The sequence below is a fragment of the Actinoplanes sp. ATCC 53533 genome, from assembly GCF_003947245.1.
This window is the reverse complement of the sequence record NZ_QHHV01000329.1, coordinates 1-17,120: the sequence shown is the minus strand read 5'-3', so window position 1 is coordinate 17,120 and position 17,120 is coordinate 1. Positions and strand designations below refer to the sequence as shown.

The following is a 17,120-nucleotide window of genomic DNA, read 5'->3' as shown; positions in this document are numbered from 1 at the left end:
CCGCCTCAGCCGCGGCGGGCGTGCCGGCCGGCCCGGGGCTCCGGCGCGGCCGGTCCCGTGCCCGGGCCCAGGTCCGCGACCAGCGCGGCCAGGGCCGTCGTGATCGGGACCGAGGCGACCAGGCCGATCGTGCCGACCGCGCTGCGCAGGATCTCCTGCGCCAGGTACTCGCTGGTCAGCAGGTCCGAGATCGGCTCGCTCGACGCCGCGATCAGCAGCAGCAACGGCAGCGACGCACCCGCGTAGGCCAGCACGATCGTGTTGACCGCCGAGGCCACGTGCGCGCGGCCCACCCGGGTCGCCGCCCGGTACAGCGCCCAGCGGCTCGTCGCGCCCGGAGTCATCTCCGCGACCGTCACCGCCTGGGTGACCGTCACGTCGTCCAGGACCCCCAGGGCACCGATCACGATGCCGGCCAGCAGCAGCCCGCGCAGGTCCAGGCCGGTCCGGGTGACCGCCAGCGACGAACTGTCGTCGCTGCCCAGGCCCGTCAGGTGCATGGCCGAGCTGAACACCGCGCCCAGCACGCCGGTGAGCACCAGGCTGGCCAGCGTGCCCGCCACCGCCACCGAGGTGTGCACGTTGACGCCGTGGGTCAGATACAGCGCCGCGAACATGATCGCCGAGGCGCCCACCACCGCGATCAGCAGCGGCGGCGAGCCGTCGAGGATGGCCGGGACCACGAAGAGCAGCAGCAGGCCGAAGCTGACCGCCAGGCCCGCCAGCGACGTCAGCCCGCGCCAGCGACCGAAGGCCAGGATCACCGCCACGGCCACCGCGACCAGCCACATCATCGGCGCCGAGCGCTGCCGGTCCACCACCGTGTACGCGCGTCCGCCGGGGACCGCGTCCGGGTAGTAGAGCAGCACGACGTCGTCGCCGACGTGCAGCGCGCTCGTCCCGGGGCCCTGCGGCAGGTCGACGGTCTGGTCCGCGCCCGCGCCGGGGCCCTCGGTGACCCGTACCGTGGCGGAGCCGCAGCGCTGCTGCGAGGCCCCCGCCGGGCAGGTCTGCTCGGCGACGGCGGTGACCGTGGCGAGGGCCCGCTGGCCGCCGCCGGGGTCCGGTTCGGCGCTCACGTCGCCCGGCCAGAGCAGGATCAGCGCGACGAGGGTGGCCAGCGCGGCCGGCACCAGCACCGCGGTGACGATGCGCCGGGTGCGCCGGGACGCGGCCGGCGGCGGGCCGTGGTCGTGGCTCATCGCGGCGATCCGGGCGCCGGTGGCACCGGGTTGTCGTCGTTCCAGGTCTCGCGCAGCTCGCGTTTGGTCTCCCGCCACCAGCGGCCGAGTTCGCCGCCCCAGTCGCGGAAGTCGCTGCCCAGGGCCTTGAGCGCGGACAGGAAGCCGGGGTCGTCCAGCCGCGCGCCGAGCATCTCGGCCAGGCCCAGGCCCCACAGCACCGGCACCGCGGCCAGCGCCAGCACCGCCGCCCACCAGCGGCCCGTCACGGCGTACCCGATCAGGAGCGCGACCATGACGGCCACGGTGACCATCGCGCCGCGCGCCGCGCGGCGCAGCAGCCAGGGCACCAGGCGCAGGCAGCGCCACGGCAGCCGGCCCGCCGGGAGCAGCACCCGCGCAGCGAAGCCGGCAACGACCGCCGCGAACAGCCCGGCGAGGACGCGGCCGGCGGTCCCGGCCGGCGGCCACCACACCGCGACCAGGGCGCAGGCCGCGACCAGCAGGATCGCGGCGGCGAACCACCGGCGCAGGGCGCTGAGCAGGCCGCGGATCGGCCAGGTCATCGAGATGACATCCGGGCGGGCCGGATTCTCGCGGGCCACGTCCCGCAGCGCGCGCATGGAGCGGCCGACCCGCAGCCGCTCGGCGTCGAGCATCGCCAGCAGCCAGCGGCCGTAGGCGTTGGCCGGGTCGATCGCCAGCGCGGCCCGGGCCGCCTCCTCGGCCGCCTCCCGGCCGCCCGCGTCGCGTTCCACCTCCGCCAGGGTGAGCAGGCCCTCGACCGAGCGCGGGGCCAGCGTCAAACCGTGCCGGGCGGCGCCGCGGGCGTCGGCGAAACGGCGTCCGGCGGCCAGCGCGCGGGCCAGCACCAGGTGCCCGGCGGGCTGCTGCGGGGCCAGCCGGACCGCCTCGCCGGCCGCGACGACCGCGTCCCCGTCACGGATCAGCGCGATCAGGGACTCGGCGCGCTCGGCGTGCGCGTCGGCCAGGCGCGGACCGGCGGCCACGGCCGCGTCGCAGGCCGCCAGCGCGGCCACATAGTCGCGCTGCTGGCGCAGCACATAGCCGAGCAGGGTGAGCAGGTCGGCGTCGGCCGGCCCGGCGGCCAGCGCCGCCCGCAGGCAGGCCTCGGCGGCTGCGGGCCGGCCGATCTCGGCCAGCTGCCGGGCCTGGCGGTACGCGTCGTCGCCGGTCACAGCAGCTTGCGCTTCTTGAGGTACGCGGCCAGATCGTCGTAGTCGCCGCCGGAGTTGCCGAACATGACCACGCTGCGCGCCGTCGCGAACCAGGCCTCGGTGGACGGGCGCACGTCGCGGACGGCGGCCGTCATGTCCCGCTGCGAGATCATCCGGACCTCGCCGGTGGCGATGGCGTCACGCATCGCGAACTCGGCGGCGCTCTCGCACACGTGCGCGAGGTCGGCGCCGGAGTAGTTCTCGGTGACCGCCGCCAGCGCCCGCAGGTCGATGCCGGCGACCGGCCGGTCCCGCAGGTGGTATTCGAGGATGGTCGCGCGGGCGGTCTCGTCCGGCGGCAGCACCAGCACCGTACGGTCGAGGCGGCCCGGCCGGCGCAGGGCCGCGTCGATGTCCCACGGGGCGTTGGTGGCGGCGAGCACGAACACGCCCTCGTTGCCGCCGCCGACCCCGTCCAGCTCGGTGAGCAGCTGGTTGACCAGGGTGCGCAGCGCCGAGGAGCTGAGCTGGCTGCGCTTGTGGCCGAGCGCGTCGATCTCGTCGAGGAACAGCACGCAGGGCGCGTGCGAGCGGGCGGCGTCGAACAGGTCGTGCAGGTTGCGCTCCGAGCTGCCCACCCACATGTTCAGCACGTCGATGATCGACAGGGAGATGAACGCGGCGCCCATCTCCCCCGCGACCGCCCGGGCCAGGAACGTCTTGCCGCAACCGGGCGGACCGTAGAGCAGCAGGCCGCCGCGCAGGCTCTTGCCGAACAGCGTTCGCAGCTTCGGGTTGCGCAGCGGGCCGAGGAACGCCAGCTCCAGCCGCTGCTTGACCTCGTCCATGCCGCCGACGTCGGCGAGGGTGACCGTGGCCCGCTCGACGTCGAAGGCCCGGTCGGCGTCGCCGCGAACCGGCTCGGGCTCGTCGCCGGCCGGCGCGAACCGGGGCGGGACGACGCCGGAGAACTCGTCCTCCAGGGCGGCCCAGTCGACGCCGGGCGCCGCCGGTGGCGCCGGGTCCGGCGTGCCGCCCGGGAGGGCCGACGCCATCACCCGCCGGGCGGCCTCGTTGGCCGGGTCCCGGGCCAGCACCTGGGCGGCGTGCCCGATCGCCTCGCCGAGACGCCCGGCCCCGACCAGCAGCTCGGCCAGGTGCAGCCGCAAGGCGACATCGTCGGGCCGCGCGGCGACCGCCGCCGTCAGGCTGTCGATCAGCGCGTCGCTCATGAGAGGCGATTATGCCCGGACGGGTCAGGGATCCTCGGGCCCGTCCGGGGGCTCGCGGTCGAGCAGGTGTGCCAGGCCGTCGAGGATGCGGTCGAGCCCGAAGCGGAACGACCGTTCGGGATCACCGACGGCGTTGTACTCCAGGCCGGCCACCTGCCCGACCCGGCCGGAGATCGGATAGGCGCCGGCGGGCATCACCCGGTCGAGGATCGGCGCGTTGACCGCCCACCACTCGGCGTCGGAGATCCCGGACCGCTCCGCCGTGCGGCGCGCGTCGATCGAGGAACGCGCCGCGCCGGCCGTGAAGCCGCACAGCAGCGTGACCACCTGGTCCATCTCTAGGTCGGTGAAACCGGCACCCTCGATGGCCGCGAGCTGCCACTCGTAGCGGTCGGAGACGTGCGGGCCGATCCACGGGCGGCTGTTCTCCACCTGCAGCAGCCAGGGGTGCCGGTGGTACTCGTCCCAGATCTGCCGGGCCACCCCGGTGACGCGCTCCCGCAGCGAGCCCTCGTGCGGCGGCAGGTCCCGCTCGCCCGCCACCTCGTCGATCATCAGGCCGATCAGCTCGGAGCGGCCGGGCACATAGGTGTAGATCGACATCAGCTTGAGCCCGAGCCGATCGGCCACCTTGCGCATCGAGAAGGCCGGCAGGCCCTCCTCGTCGGCCACGGCGATCGCCGCCCGGACCACTTCGTCGACGCTCACCCGCTGCTTCGGTCCGCGGGAGCCCTGCGGCGTGCCGAGCGTGCGCCGCCAGAGCAGCCCGAGGGTGCGATCGATGTCCCGAATCTCCATGTGCGGAGATTACCCCGTGAGGTGTACGGTGTTGTCTTCCCCATTTCCGTAAGGCATACGGAGTTAGGAGAAGCAGTGGCACCCGACAACGCCCTGAGGGCCGACGGACTCCGCAAGAGCTACGGCGATCTGCACGCCCTGGACGGCTTCGACCTGAGCGTTCCGCCCGGGGTCATCCACGGGCTGCTCGGGCCCAACGGCGCCGGCAAGACCACCGCCGTCAAGGCGCTGGCGACCCTGATCGACGTCGACGGCGGGAGTGCCCGCGTCGCCGGATTCGACGTCCGGACCCAGGCCGGGCAGGTGCGGCGGCGCATCGGCCTGGTCGGGCAGCACGCGGCCGTTGACGAGATCCTCGGCGGCCGGCAGAACCTGGTCATGTTCGGCCGCCTCTTCGGCCTCACCAAGGCGGATGCCCGGGTGCGCGCCGAGGAACTGCTCGACACGTTCGGGCTCACCGAGGCGGCGGCCCGGGCGGTCTCGACCTACAGCGGCGGGATGCGCCGCCGGCTCGACCTCGCCGCCGGTTTCATCCTGACCCCGGCGGTGCTGTTCCTCGACGAGCCGACCACCGGCCTCGACCCCCGGGCCCGCAACGAGGTCTGGGAAAGCGTCCGGGAGATCGCCGCCCGCGGCACCACGGTCCTGCTCACCACGCAGTATCTGGACGAGGCCGATCAGCTGGCGGCGCGGATCTCGGTGATGAACCACGGCAGGGTCGTCGCCAGCGGCACCCCCGACGACCTCAAACGTCAGGTCGGCGGCGACCGCGTGACCGTCACGGTGCCCAGGGCCGAGCCCCTGGAGTTGGTGGCGCAACGGCTGTCGGCGGCCCTCGGCGAGTCGGCCACGGTCGACCCGGAGACGCATCGGGTCACCTTCGAGGTCGGTGCCGGCGTGGTCGCGCTCGCCGACATCGTCCGCGCCCTGGACGAGCTGCGCGTCGCCCCCGAGGATCTGGTGCTGCGCCGGCCGACCCTCGACGAGGTGTTCCTCACCCTGACCGACAAGGAGGTCGTGCGATGACGACACTGCGCGCCGGCTGGGTCATCACCCAGCGGGACCTGGCCCACTGGGTGCGCCAGCCCTGGATGCCGGTCTTCGGCCTGCTCTTCTCGATCATGCTGCTGCTGGTCTTCGGCTTCCTCTTCGGCGGCGCCATCACCGTCCCGGGCGGCGGCGACTACATCAGCTTCCTGCTGCCCGGCATGCTGGCGCTCAGCATGATGTTCGGGGTCGAGACCACGGCCACCGCGATGGCCAACGACGCCCGCAAGGGCATCACCGACCGGTTCCGGTCCATGCCGATCGGCAGCGCGTCGGTGGCGCTGGGCCGGGTCGGCGCCGACATGGTCAACTCCGCGGTCGAGCTGCTCGTCCTGATCGTCGGCGGGCTGCTGATCGGCTGGCGGATCTCGTCCGATCCGGCCTCGGTGGCGCTGGCCGTGCTGGTCCTGCTCCTGCTGCGGTTCGCCGTCCTGTGGATCGGCATCTTCGTGGGCCTCGCCTTCCGCGGGGAGGGCGCGACGATGGCGGTGCAGGTGCTGGTCTGGCCGATCGGGTTCCTGTCCACCGCGATCGTTTCGGCCGAGACGATGCCGGCCTGGCTGGGCGCGATCGCCGCCTGGAACCCGCTGTCCGCGACGGCGTCGGCCGCACGCCAGCTCTTCGGCAATCCGACCGGGATCACCGAGGGGCCGCTGGCCGACGGGGCGGTGTGGCTGGCCCTCGGCTGGCCGGTGGTACTCACCGCCGTCTTTCTTCCGCTGTCGGCGCGCGCGTACCGCCGGTTGCGCGGCTGACCCGCACCGAACCGGAGGGCCGGGCGGCCGCCGGCGGCGTTCTCAGCGTCGTGACAGAAAGCCGCTGGTACGTTCCGCGGTGGCAGTCGGCCGAGCGAAGGACAGAAACCACCCATGATCGTTATCGCCGTGCTGGCGGCAGTCGCCGTCGTGGCCGTCTTCGGCGCGCTCCACTGGTATCTCTGGCGGCGCCTGGTCGCGGCGACCACCGTGCCGGGCACGCCGGCGCGACGCGCCGGGACGGTGTTCTTCATCGCGGCGCCGGTCCTCGCCCTGGCGGCCCTGGTCGGCGAGCGGCTGCCGATGCCGATGCCGGTGAAGATCGTCCTGGCGTGGCCGGGCCTGTTGTGGCTGGCCGTGTTCCTCTACCTGCTGCTGGCCGTGCTGGTGGGCGAGATCGTCCGGCCGCTGCTGACCCGCTGGCTCGCCCGCCGTGACGCCGCACCGGAGCTCGCACCGGCGATGGCGGCGCCGGCCGGCGACGCACCGGCCCCGGACATCGAATCCGCCCCGGCCGGCAAGCCAGCCGGCGCACCGGTCGGGCTGTCGCGGCGGCTGTTCGTGTCCCGGGTGGTCGGCGGCGCCGCCGCGGCGGCGGCCGTCGGCACCGTCGGCTACGGCACCTGGAACGTCGTCAAAGGCCCCGCTGTCAAACGCCTCACCGTGCCGCTGGCCAAACTTCCCCGCGCCGCGCACGGCTTCCGCATCGCCGTCGTCAGCGACATCCACCTCAGCGCCGTGCTCGGGCGGGGCTTCGCCCAGCGGGTCACCGACACCATCAACGCCACCCAGCCCGACCTGATCGCCGTCGTCGGCGACCTGGTCGACGGCGACGTCGACGAGCTCGCCGACTCGGTCGAACCCCTGCGCGGGCTGCGGTCGCGGCACGGCACCTTCTTCGTCACCGGCAACCACGAATACTTCTCCGGCGCCGAGCAGTGGGTCGAGAAGGTCCGCGAGCTCGGCTGGCGGCCGCTGGAGAACGCCCGCACCGCGCTGCCCGGCTTCGACCTGGCCGGCGTCAACGACCTCGGCGGCGAGAGCACCGGCCAGGGCCCCGACTTCGGCAAGGCCCTCGGCGACCGCGACCCGGCCCGCGCCGCCGTCCTGCTGGCCCACCAGCCCGTCGTCATCCACGACGCGGTGCGCTACGGCGTCGACCTGCAACTGTCCGGGCACACCCACGGCGGGCAGATGTGGCCGGCCACCTACATCGCCGAGGCCGCCAACCCCACCAACGCCGGCCTGGAACGCTACGGCGACACCCAGCTCTACGTCACTCGCGGCGCCGGGGCCTGGGGCCCGCCGGTCCGGGTCGGCGCCCCGTCCGACGTCACCATCGTGGAACTGGCGTCCCGGCAGGCCTGACGGGCGCGCCTCGGAGCTGGAAGAACGCGCGGATGTCGGCGGCCAGTTCGGCCGGCACCTCGAGCGCGGCGAAGTGGCCGCCGCGCGGCAGCTCCGTCCAGTGCCGGATGTCGTACACCCGCTCGGCGAGCGGGCGCACGCTCAGCACGATGTCGAACGGCAGGACGGCGACGCCCATCGGGACCGGGCACGACCCGCCGAAACCGCTCTCCTTGGCGAGCCGGGCCGACGAGCCGGCCGTCCGGGTGAACCAGTAGATCGAGACGTCGGTGAGCAGCACGTCGTCGTCGATGGTGGAGGCCGGGTCGATCCACTCGGTGAACTTCTCGGCGATCCAGGCGAGCTGGCCGACCGGCGAGTCGGTCAGCGCGTACGAGATCGTCTGCGGCCGGGTCGCCTGCAGCACCTGATAGCCGGGCCGGTTCGCGGCGAACGCCGCGGTGCGCTCGGCGCGCTCCCGGTCCTCGCCGGTCAGCCCGTCCAGCGGGCCGAGCGTGGGCAGGTAGTTGACGTGCACGCCGACGACCCGCTCGGGAACCACGGCGCCGAGCGCCTTCGCGATGCCGGCGCCCCAGTCGCCGCCGTGGGCGCCGAAGCTCGGGTAGCCCAGCCGGGTCATCAGCTCTGCCAGGGCGCGGGCGATCCGCTGCTGGTCCCAGCCGCGCTCCCCGGCCGGCCCGGAGAAGCCGAAGCCGGGCAGGGACGGGACGACCAGGTGGAAGTCGTCGGCGAGCGGGCCGAGCAGGTCGCGGAACTCCAGCACCGAGCCGGGCCAGCCGTGCAGGAGCAGCAGCGGCAGCGCGTCCGGGCTGGCCGAGCGCACGTGCAGGAAGTGCACGCGCTGCCCGTCGATCTCGGTCTGGAACTGCGGGACCTTGTTCAGCTCGGCCTCGTGCGCCCGCCAGTCGTAGCCGTGGCGCCAGCGCTCGGCCAGCTCGCGCACCCGGGCCAGCGGGATGCCGTAGTCCCAGCCGGCGCCCGGCAGCTCGTCGGGCCAGCGGGTGCGGTCGAGGCGGTCGGCCAGGTCGTCGAGGTCGGCCCGCGGGACGTCGATCCGGTACGGCGCGATATCGTTCATGCGACTAACGTTAGTCCACCTAACGTTAGTGCGGCAAATGTTATTGTGGACACATGGAGCATCTCCCCAGCTGGCTGCTGACCCAGGCCGCGGCCCACGCCCACCGCCTGGTCACCGAGCACTTCGCCGAGATCGGCGCGCGCGGCTACCACTACCGGCTGCTGACGCCGCTGCTCGACGGCCCGGCCAGCCAGGCCGACCTGGGCCGGCGCACCGGCATCCACTTCAGCGACGTGGTGGCGGCGCTCAACGAGCTGACCGGGAGCGGCTACCTCGAGCGCCGGCCCGACCCGGCCGACAAGCGCCGCAACGTCGTCACCATCACCGCGCGGGGCCGCGAACGGGTCAAGGAACTGGCCGCCACGGCCGCGGCCATCCAGGAGGAGCTGCTCGCGCCGCTGAACGCCGCCGAGCGCACCGAGCTGGTGCGCCTGCTGGGCCTGCTCAGGGCAGGCGCGGCAGCAGAGTGAGCGCCACCCGCAGCGCCTGGCCGGGCTCCGCGTCGCCACCCTCGGCGCCCCACACCTCGGAGAGCACCGCCTGCACGAAGCCCCAGGCGACGACCCGGTCGACGGACATGCCCAGCCCGTCCGCGAACTGCTCGATCCGGGCCGGCAGCAGCTCCAGCACCGGCTCGTCGCCGTCGAACGGGTTGTAGAGCACCGCACCGACCTCGTAGCCGGGATCGCCCAGCACGCCGTGCGGGTCGATCGCCAGCCACGGCTCCCGGCTCGCCGCCAGCACGTTCTCGTGATGCAGATCGCCGTGCAGGACGACCCGCCGCGAGGCGGAGGCGCACAGCTCGGCCCAGAGCTCCCGGGCCCGTTCGACCAGGGCCCGCGGAATCGGCTCGTCGCCGGGATATCTGGCCAGGTGCGCGTCGAAGGCCGCCACCCGCGACGAGAGCTCCTCCAGCATGAGCCCGTCCGGCGCCGGCCGGTGCAGCCGGCGCATCAGGTCGACCAGGACGGCCGTGGCCTGCCCGTCGCGCTCGCGGACCAGCGTCCGCAGGGTCACGCCCGGCTCGGCGCGCTCCAGCAGCAGCGCGCCACGCCCGTCGTCGCGGGCCAGCACCTCGACCGCGCCGCGACCGCCCAGAAACCCGAGCGTGTCGGCCTCCATCGCGATATGGCCGGCCTCGGCCAGGCCGAGTTTGAGCACCGCCGGCGATCCCCCGGCCCGGCGGACCGGCGCGACGAAGTTGAAGCTCAACGGGTACGGCGTCCCGACCGTCAGCCCCCAGTCGCGCGCGACCTCCTCGATCAGCACCGGAAGCCCCGCGAGCCACCGCCGGCCGGCGTCGCCCCAGCTGTCGGTGACGTTGCGCGTGAAACCGGCGGAGAACATCCCCCAGTCTCGCAGCCCCGGGCACCCGGCGCGGCCCCGTCAGCGCTGCGGGTCGTCCCGGTCAAGTCGACGCACCAGCACGGCGAGGCGACCGAAGGGCAAGAAAAAGCCGCCACGGGCGTGGCGGCTTTTTCGTGGTTGCGCTGCGCCGGTCAGCCCGGGCGGCGGATGCCGGTGATGGCTCCGCTGCGGTCGATCGACGCCATCCGGACATGGTCGCCCGTGTGTGGCGCGTGGACCATGGTGTCGCCACCCACATAGATGCCCACGTGGTGCACCGGGCTGCCGTAGAAGATCAGGTCACCCGGCTTCAGCTCGCTGCGGCTGACCGACTTGCCCGTGTGGATCTGGTCTCCGGTGAAGTGCTCGAGGTGCACCCCGACCGCCGCCCACGCCACCTTGGTCAGGCCGGAGCAGTCGTAACCGCCCGGCCCCTCGGCGCCGAAGACGTACGGCTTGCCGATGAGGTCGCAGGCTCGCTGCGCCGCCCGGCCGCCGGCGTCGTCGGTGTAGTCGACCGGGCACGGGCCCGTCTTGAACGGACCGTCGGCGACGCCGCTGGCGCCGTACGCCTTGATCCGCAGTTTCTGCAGCTCGTCGACCTTCTTCTGGATGTCCTTCTGCTGCTGCGCCAGCGCCTTGTCCCGGGCCGCCACAGCTTTGGTCAGAGTGTCCAGGTCGCGCTTGTCGCCCGCGAGCTTGTCCCGCAACTCAGCGGCGCCGGCGACCGACTGGCGCTGGTGCCGGCTGATCTGATCGAGGAACGAGAGCTTCTCGGTCAGGCCGGTCGGCGAGCCGCTGATGATCATGGCCGTCATCGCGCTGGGCGAGCCCTGCATGTAGGCCTCGCCCGCCATGCTGCCCACCTGCGACATGGCGAGGTTGACCTGCAGCTCCAGCGGGGCGAGCCGCTTGTCGATCTTCTTGAGCTGGGCCTGGTTCTTGAGCAGCTGGTTGTGCACGTTGTTGTACTGCTCGATGACCGGTTCCAGCTTGTTCCACTGCTCGTCGATCTGCTTTTCGATGCTCGACGGGGACGGTGTCGCGTTCGCCACTCCGGGCGCGAGAAGAATCCCGACCGCGGCGACGGCGCAGGCGATGCTGCGCAGAATTGCGACGCGGTGCGCCTCAATCCGTTTCACGTAGGTGCAGTGTCCTTTCTTCCCTCGGCCGCCGACCGGGTTAGCTGACGGGTGCGGGCGGGAAGCGCGCCCGGCCGCGGTGCTGCTGCGGCTTAACCCCGGTTGCTCGGGTCCCCGGTTCGTTCACGACTGGAACGATTAGGCGGTGGCCCGTCAGTTCGCCCGGGTTGGGACGAGGGGGGACTGCTGAGCCGGGCCCCACCGTACTCCCGATCACCGGCGATTTGAACCCGGCGGTATCAGGACACACTGCGCATAACACCCAGTGACCTACGGTAATTAAGGAGGACTTAAAGCGGCCATGCGGAGAGTGCCCGGTCGAGCCACGGCACCACCAGGATCACGGTGGGTAACACGAGCAGACCGACGGCGCCGGCCGCCGCCAGCAGTGTCACGGTGAGGGTAACGGACCGGGGATCGTCGGCGGCCAGCCGGTCGAGGCGACGCCGGCGCTCCGCCACCGCGCCACCGAGCTCGGCCGGAGCGTCCGGGCTGACCGCGTCGCTGAGCAGCGCCAGCGCCGTGCCCAGGGGGGCCGCGCCGCAGCGCCGCCGGGCCGCGTCGTCGGCGACCATCTCGAGCAGCAGGTGCACGGCGTCGAGGGGCGCGCGGCTGCGCAGCGGCCGGGGCACCGCCCGGTAGAACGCGGTGAACGACTCCATCACCACGTCATGGCGGTGCCGCAGATGGGCCTGCTCGTGCGCGATCACGGCGGCCACCTGCCCGGCGTCGAGCACCCGCAGCGCGCCGTCGCTGAGCACCACCCGCGGCGAGCGGCCCGGCAGGCAGTATGCGAACGGTAGCGGCCCGTCGAGCACGCGCAGCCCGGGCGGCACCTCGGCGGGCAACTCGCCGTGGCGCTCGGCGCTGTCCAGCAGGTCGACCAGCAGCCGGTGCCGCGCCCGGCGGGCCCGCGAGCGGATGCTCACCCGGACCAGCGAGACCAGCAGCCGGGCGATGATCACCGTCGCGACGACCAGCGCGAGGATCAGCGCGGCGGCGCCGACCGGCCGGTCCGAGCCCAGCTCGCTGACCAGCTCCTGGGGCCCGGCCAGCACCACGCCCAGCGCGCAGAGCACCCCCGCGAGGGTGATGCTCTGCCAGAGCCCGACGGCGGCGGCCGGCGCGCGGTCGGGCCAGCGGGCGCCCGCGAGGATGCCCGGCACGACGAGCGACAGCGTCAGCCCGAGCGCGCCCAGCAGCAGCGCGGTCACTGCCGCCTTTCTGGGTTTTCCGCGGCGGGCAGGCCCGGCGCGGCGGCCGGATCCTTCCGCGCCGCCGCGATGGCGGCGGTCAGGGCCGACGGGTCGATCCGGCCGACGAAGTGCGCCAGCGCCGCGTCCCGGACGCCGTCGGGGGCGGCACTGAGCGCGTCGAGCATCAGCGCGGCGGTCATCTCCTCGCGGGTCTGCGCGGGGGCGTAGCGATATGCCCGGTCGGCGCGCTGCTGGGTGACGACGCCCTTCTTGGCCAGCCGGTCGAGCACGGTCATCACGGTCGTGTACGCGAGCTCGCGGTCGCGGCTCACCCGCTCGTGCACCTGGCGCACGGTCAGCGGCTCGCCCGCCGTCCACAACTGCGTCATGACCTCGCGTTCCAGGTCTCCCAAAGCCATGTGACCCACCCTACTACACGGCACGTACTACGATGCGTAGTATCTACTACGAGTCGTCGTAGAGGGGGCCTTTCCGTGGACGTGCTCGACCTGACCCGCCTGCAGTTCGCCGTGGTGACGATCTACCACTACTTCTTCGTGCCGCTGTCGATCAGCCTGGCCGCGACCGCCGCGGGGTTGCAGATCGCCTGGCTGCGCACCGGCCGCGAGCACTACCTGCACCTCACCAAGCTGGTCGGCAAGCTGCTCATCGTCACCTTCGCCGTCGGCGTGGTCACCGGGCTGGTGCAGGAGTTCCAGTTCGGCATGGGCTGGAGCAACTTCGCCCGCTTCTACGGCGACGTGTTCGGCCCGACGCTGGCCATCGAGGGCATGCTCGCGTTCTTCCTGGAGGCCACGTTCCTGGCGCTGTGGTATTTCGGCTGGGACCGGCTGCCGCGCAAGCTGCACGCCGCCACCATCGTGATCGTCGCGGCCGGCACCGTCATGTCCGCGTTCATCATCCTGGCGGCGAACTCGTTCATGCAGAACCCGGTCGCGTACTCGCTGGACCCGGTGACCGGGCGGGCGCACCTCGACGACTTCGGCGCGCTGCTGCTCAACAAGGTCAACCTGGCCGCGTTCCCGCACACCCTGGCCGGCGCGGTGATGGCGGGCGGGTCGCTGCTGCTCGCGATCGGCGTCTGGCGGCTGCGGGCCGGCGGCGAGGCGGCATTCCGTACGCTGGCCCGGCTCGGCGCCTGGCTGACGCTGGCCGGCGGGGCGCTGACCGCCCTGACCGGCGACCACCTCGGCAAGGTCATCACCGAGGTGCAGCCGATGAAGATGGCCGCCGCCGAGGCCCTGTACGCGACCACCACCGGCGCGCCCTTCTCGGTCTTCGCCCTGGGCAATCCCGGCGGGGGCGAGCCGTTCTTCACCCTGGAGATACCCAACCTGCTGTCCATCCCTGGCCAAGGGCGACCCGGGCGCGACCGTGCAGGGCATCGACGACCTGCAGGCCCAGTACGCCGCGCAGTTCGGCCCGGGCAGCTACGTGCCGATGATCCCGGTGGCGTTCTGGACGTTCCGGCTGATGATCGGCATCGGCATGCTGGCGGCGGCCGTGGCCGCGTACTACCTCTGGAGCACCCGCCGCGACCGGCAGGCCCACCGGCTGCTGACCCGCTTCCTGCCGCTGATCCCGATCCTGCCCGCCGCCGCGAACACGTTCGGCTGGATCTTCACCGAGACGGCCCGCCAGCCCTGGCTCGCGTTCGGCATCTCCCGGGTCGCCGACGGCGTCTCCCCCGGCCTGACCCGCGGCGAGGTGCTCGTCTCCCTGATCGGCTTCGCCGTCGTCTACGGCATCCTCGCCGTCGTCTGGCTGCGCCTGGTCCGCCACCTGTCCCGGCAACCGCTCGCCGTCGCTCCTCTCGATGAGAAGAGCGAACGCGAACCCGTCCCCGTCTACTGAGGAGCGACCGTGGTCACCGTCTGGTTCTCGCTCGTCGTGCTCTGCTGGGTGCTGTTCTTCGTCCTCGAGGGCTTCGACTTCGGCGTCGGCCTGCTCGCCCCGGTCGTCGGCCGCGACGACCACGAGCGGGGCGCGGTCGTGCGCACCGTCGGCCCGTTCTGGGACGGCAACGAGGTCTGGCTGGTCGCCGCGATCGGCGTGACCTTCGCGGCCTTCCCCGACTGGTACGCCGCCCTGCTCTCCGGGCTCTACCTGCCGATGGCGGCGCTGTTGCTGCTGCTCGCCGTCCGCGGCGTGGCCCTGGAGTTCCGCGGCAAGGGCGACGGGCCGCGCTGGCGCCGCCGCTGCGACGCGGCCCTGGCGGCCAGTTCGGCCGGCATCGTGCTGCTCTGGGGCGCCGTGCTCGGCGTGCTCACCCACGGCCTCGCGCTCGGCGCGGACGGCCAGGTCACCGGCGCGGGCCTGGGCCGCAGCACCGCGCCGCTGCTGAGCTGGCCGGCCCTGGCCGGGGCGCTCGCGGCCCTGTTCGCCGCGCTGCTGATCGGCGCGATGTTCCTGACCCTGCGCACCACCGGCCCGGTGCACCTGCGGGCTCGCCGGCTCGGCATCACGCTGGCCACCGGCGGCGCCGCCGCCCTGGCCGCGATCGGCTTCGGCACCGAGTCGCGGCCGGTCCTGGTGGCGGCCGTGCTCTGCGTCGGCATCGCCATGGTCGCCCGCAGCGGCCAGGAGGCGCTGGCCTTCGGCGGAACGGCGCTGAGCATCGCGGGCGCGGTCGTGACGGTCTTCACCGCACACGGCGACGTCGTGCTGCGCAGCACCCTGGACCCGGCCTGGTCGCTGACCATGGCCGGCGCGGCGGCCACCGACTCGGCGCTGCGGCTGATCAGCGTGGTCGGCGTGGTGGTGCTGCCCGGCGTCCTGGTCTACCAGGCCTTCTCATACTGGGTGTTCCGCCGCCGGGTGGCCAGCGAGCGGGTGCCGTCGTGAGCCGCGGACCGCTCGACCCGCGGCTGCTGCGGCACGCGCGGACCAGCCGTACCGGAATCGGGGTCCTGGCCCTGCTCGGCGCCGGCCAGGCGGCCGCGACGGTCGCCGTCGCCGTCGCCCTGGCCCGGATCGTCACCGGCCACGACGCGCTGGCGCCGCTGGCCGCGGCCTTCGTGCTGCGCGCCGCGCTGACCTGGGCGGAGCAGGTGGTGGCCCAGCGCACGGCGGCCGCGGTCACCGACGAGCTACGCCGCTCGGCGCTGGCGGCGGCCCTGCGCCACGGCCCCGCCTGGGTGGCCCGCTTCGGCGGAAACCGGCTCACTGCGGTGCTGGGCGGCGGCCTGGAGTCGCTGCGGCCGTGGTTCTCCGGCTACCTGCCCGCGCTGGTGCTGGGCGTCGCGCTGCCGCCGCTGGTCATCGTCGCGATGGCGGTCACCGACCCGGCGTCGGCGCTGATCGCCCTGGTGACGCTCCCGCTGATCCCGGTGCTGGGCGCGCTGATCGGCTGGGCGACCCGCGAGCGGGCCGAGCGGGCCTGGCAGGCGGACGCCCGGCTGGCGGGCCACTTCCTCGACGTGGTGCGCGGCCTGGCGACCCTGCGGGTGTACGGCCGCGCCGAGCGCCAGACCACGGTGGTCCGCGAGATGACGGACCGGCACCGCACGGCGACCCTGCGCGTGCTGCGGGTGGCGTTCCTGTCCTCGACGGCGCTGGACCTGGTCGCGACGCTGTCGGTCGGGCTGATCGCCGTCGAGGCCGGGCTGCGGGTGGCGGCCGGGGACCTGGCGCTCGGTCCCGCGCTGCTGGTCATCCTGCTGGCGCCGGAGGTGTACCGGCCGCTGCGCGAGATGGCCGCCCGCTACCACGCGAGCGCGGACGCGTCGGCGGTCATCGCCGATGTCGACGAGATCCTGGTTGCACCCGCTGCCGCTCTGCTTCCCCATGCGGCGCCTGCCGCAGCTCTGCTTCCCAAGACCGCGCCTGCCGCAGCTCTGCTTCCCAAAACGGCGCCCGCCGCAGCTCTGCTTCCCAAGACCGCGCCCGCCACAGCTCTGCTTCCCAAAACCGCGCCTGCCGCAGCTCTGCTTCCCATTGACGCCGTGCTGGCTGCCGACCGGGAGGGGCGTTTCGGCGCCGGGGGCGAGCGGCCGGCGGTCTTCGCCGCCCGGTTGCGGGTGCGGCACCCGGGCGCGGCCGTGGACGCGCTCGTGCTCGATGCGCTGGCCGTTCGCGAGGGGGAGCTGGTCGCCCTGCGCGGGCCGTCCGGCGCCGGGAAGACCACGGCGCTGCGGGTCCTCGCCGGGCTGCAGCCCGCGGTCACGGGCCGGGTCGAGCTCTGCGGGCCCGGGCTGCTCTACCTGCCGCAACGGCCGATACTGCCGCACGTCCGGACGGTGAGCGACGTGTTTCCGGGGCTGGCCCCGGACGCGGTGCGGGACGCGCTGCGCACGGTGGGGCTGGACGCCGAGCTCGATCCCACCACAGTGCTCGGCGAGCACGGTGCCGGGGTCTCCGCCGGTCAGCGCCAGCGGCTCGCGCTGGCGGCGCTGCTGCGGGCCGCGGGCCGTACGCCCGCGGTGCTGCTCCTCGACGAGCCCACCGCGCACCTCGACGCGGAGGCCGAGCGCCTGGTGATCGCGCGGCTGCGGGCGGCCGCGGGCCAGGGTTGCGCGGTCCTGGTGGTCGCCCACCGGCCCGGCCTGCTGGCCGCGGCCGACCGGGTGGTCGACGTCGTTCCCCCCGCCGCCGGGCGCTGACTTCACCGGTACGGCCGCAGCGGAGTCGTTGCCCGCGACTGCCGGCTCGACCGTCACCGAGGCCACGCGCCCAGCCACAGACCGCGCCGCAGCACCGCCGACCCACGTCGCGGACCGCGGGGCCGGTGATCGTCGGCCTGGCGTTGAGATCTTGGTAGCCGATGACCCTCGGAGGG

At 73.7% G+C, this 17,120-nt stretch carries 15 protein-coding genes, 1 pseudogene and 1 riboswitch; of the genes and pseudogenes, 7 read left to right on the top strand and 9 right to left on the bottom strand.

The genetic code is table 11. The features are described 5' to 3' along the window. Nucleotides 1-5: 5 nt before the first annotated feature. The 4 genes from DMB66_RS56090 to DMB66_RS56075 are packed head-to-tail and all read right to left on the bottom strand — an operon-like array spanning nucleotide 6 to nucleotide 4,389. Nucleotides 6-1,202 (bottom strand): YibE/F family protein, encoded by a 1,197-nt coding sequence (locus tag DMB66_RS56090; RefSeq protein ID WP_125812187.1) that lies wholly within the window; start codon nucleotides 1,200-1,202, stop codon nucleotides 6-8. Continuing rightward, nucleotides 1,199-2,380 carry a tetratricopeptide repeat protein gene (locus DMB66_RS56085; RefSeq protein ID WP_125812186.1) on the bottom strand — a complete coding sequence of 394 codons (1,182 nt, stop codon included), beginning with the start codon at nucleotides 2,378-2,380 and terminating at the stop codon, nucleotides 1,199-1,201. The genes DMB66_RS56090 and DMB66_RS56085 overlap by 4 nt, the downstream gene beginning before the upstream one ends. Then, the gene (locus DMB66_RS56080) at nucleotides 2,377-3,591 is read right to left on the bottom strand and encodes a tetratricopeptide repeat protein (protein ID WP_125812185.1); all 1,215 of its coding nucleotides are present in this window, start codon (nucleotides 3,589-3,591) and stop codon (nucleotides 2,377-2,379) included. The genes DMB66_RS56085 and DMB66_RS56080 overlap by 4 nt, the downstream gene beginning before the upstream one ends. A gap of 24 nt (nucleotides 3,592-3,615) precedes the next feature. Next, nucleotides 3,616-4,389: a TetR/AcrR family transcriptional regulator gene (locus DMB66_RS56075; RefSeq protein WP_125812184.1), complete on the bottom strand. Its 774-nt coding sequence runs from the start codon at nucleotides 4,387-4,389 to the stop codon at nucleotides 3,616-3,618. Between the two features lie 75 nt (nucleotides 4,390-4,464). Between DMB66_RS56075 and DMB66_RS56065 the strand changes: the two genes are divergently transcribed. The 3 genes from DMB66_RS56065 (at nucleotide 4,465) to DMB66_RS56055 (ending at nucleotide 7,559) form a co-directional block, all read left to right on the top strand. Next, nucleotides 4,465-5,415, top strand: a complete 951-nt coding sequence (locus DMB66_RS56065) for an ATP-binding cassette domain-containing protein (protein WP_125812183.1) — start codon at nucleotides 4,465-4,467, stop codon at nucleotides 5,413-5,415. Next, on the top strand, nucleotides 5,412-6,191 hold the full coding sequence (locus tag DMB66_RS56060; RefSeq protein ID WP_125812182.1) for an ABC transporter permease: 780 nt from the start codon (nucleotides 5,412-5,414) through the stop codon (nucleotides 6,189-6,191). Before DMB66_RS56065 ends, DMB66_RS56060 begins: the two co-directional genes overlap by 4 nt. 114 nt (nucleotides 6,192-6,305) lie before the next feature. Beyond that, a complete protein-coding gene (locus DMB66_RS56055; protein WP_125812181.1) occupies nucleotides 6,306-7,559 on the top strand; it encodes a metallophosphoesterase in 1,254 nt (417 codons plus the stop codon). On the opposite strand, the gene DMB66_RS56050 is transcribed toward DMB66_RS56055, so the two are convergent. Further along, on the bottom strand, nucleotides 7,525-8,628 hold the full coding sequence (locus DMB66_RS56050) for an epoxide hydrolase family protein (RefSeq protein WP_370321314.1): 1,104 nt from the start codon (nucleotides 8,626-8,628) through the stop codon (nucleotides 7,525-7,527). The genes DMB66_RS56055 and DMB66_RS56050 overlap by 35 nt on opposite strands. A gap of 62 nt (nucleotides 8,629-8,690) precedes the next feature. Between DMB66_RS56050 and DMB66_RS56045 the strand changes: the two genes are divergently transcribed. Beyond that, a complete protein-coding gene (locus DMB66_RS56045) occupies nucleotides 8,691-9,107 on the top strand; it encodes a MarR family winged helix-turn-helix transcriptional regulator (RefSeq protein ID WP_125812179.1) in 417 nt (138 codons plus the stop codon). Here the strand turns inward: DMB66_RS56045 and DMB66_RS56040 are convergent. The 4 genes from DMB66_RS56040 to DMB66_RS56025 form a co-directional block, all read right to left on the bottom strand. Continuing rightward, complete coding sequence (locus DMB66_RS56040) at nucleotides 9,082-9,984, bottom strand: aminoglycoside phosphotransferase family protein (protein ID WP_125812178.1); 903 nt, start codon at nucleotides 9,982-9,984, stop codon at nucleotides 9,082-9,084. The genes DMB66_RS56045 and DMB66_RS56040 overlap by 26 nt on opposite strands. 152 nt (nucleotides 9,985-10,136) lie before the next feature. Next, nucleotides 10,137-11,126 (bottom strand): NlpC/P60 family protein, encoded by a 990-nt coding sequence (locus DMB66_RS56035; protein WP_125812177.1) that lies wholly within the window; start codon nucleotides 11,124-11,126, stop codon nucleotides 10,137-10,139. Between the two features lie 14 nt (nucleotides 11,127-11,140). Beyond that, nucleotides 11,141-11,281: riboswitch (cyclic di-AMP (ydaO/yuaA leader) on the bottom strand. Nucleotides 11,282-11,416: 135 nt separating this feature from the next. Then, complete coding sequence (locus DMB66_RS56030; protein ID WP_125812176.1) at nucleotides 11,417-12,340, bottom strand: M56 family metallopeptidase; 924 nt, start codon at nucleotides 12,338-12,340, stop codon at nucleotides 11,417-11,419. Next, a complete protein-coding gene (locus DMB66_RS56025) occupies nucleotides 12,337-12,741 on the bottom strand; it encodes a BlaI/MecI/CopY family transcriptional regulator (protein ID WP_125812175.1) in 405 nt (134 codons plus the stop codon). Before DMB66_RS56025 ends, DMB66_RS56030 begins: the two co-directional genes overlap by 4 nt. A gap of 75 nt (nucleotides 12,742-12,816) precedes the next feature. Here DMB66_RS56025 and DMB66_RS66375 point away from each other — a divergent pair. The 3 genes and pseudogenes from DMB66_RS66375 (at nucleotide 12,817) to DMB66_RS56010 (ending at nucleotide 16,944) form a co-directional block, all read left to right on the top strand. Further along, nucleotides 12,817-14,197: pseudogene (locus DMB66_RS66375) on the top strand (cytochrome ubiquinol oxidase subunit I). 9 nt (nucleotides 14,198-14,206) lie between these two features. Continuing rightward, complete coding sequence (gene cydB, locus DMB66_RS56015; RefSeq protein WP_125812174.1) at nucleotides 14,207-15,187, top strand: cytochrome d ubiquinol oxidase subunit II; 981 nt, start codon at nucleotides 14,207-14,209, stop codon at nucleotides 15,185-15,187. Further along, nucleotides 15,184-16,944, top strand: coding sequence for an ABC transporter ATP-binding protein/permease (locus tag DMB66_RS56010; protein ID WP_125812173.1), 1,761 nt, complete (start codon nucleotides 15,184-15,186; stop codon nucleotides 16,942-16,944). The genes cydB and DMB66_RS56010 overlap by 4 nt, the downstream gene beginning before the upstream one ends. Nucleotides 16,945-17,120: the final 176 nt, after the last annotated feature.

Coding starts and splice junctions, on each gene's coding strand:
- DMB66_RS56090 (WP_125812187.1), bottom strand. CDS start 1,202: ATGAGCCACGACCACGGCCCGCCGCCGGCCGCGTCCCGGCGCACCCGG.
- DMB66_RS56080 (WP_125812185.1), bottom strand. CDS start 3,591: ATGAGCGACGCGCTGATCGACAGCCTGACGGCGGCGGTCGCCGCGCGG.
- DMB66_RS56075 (WP_125812184.1), bottom strand. CDS start 4,389: ATGGAGATTCGGGACATCGATCGCACCCTCGGGCTGCTCTGGCGGCGC.
- DMB66_RS56060 (WP_125812182.1), top strand. CDS start 5,412: ATGACGACACTGCGCGCCGGCTGGGTCATCACCCAGCGGGACCTGGCC.
- DMB66_RS56055 (WP_125812181.1), top strand. CDS start 6,306: ATGATCGTTATCGCCGTGCTGGCGGCAGTCGCCGTCGTGGCCGTCTTC.
- DMB66_RS56045 (WP_125812179.1), top strand. CDS start 8,691: ATGGAGCATCTCCCCAGCTGGCTGCTGACCCAGGCCGCGGCCCACGCC.
- DMB66_RS56040 (WP_125812178.1), bottom strand. CDS start 9,984: ATGTTCTCCGCCGGTTTCACGCGCAACGTCACCGACAGCTGGGGCGAC.
- DMB66_RS56025 (WP_125812175.1), bottom strand. CDS start 12,741: ATGGCTTTGGGAGACCTGGAACGCGAGGTCATGACGCAGTTGTGGACG.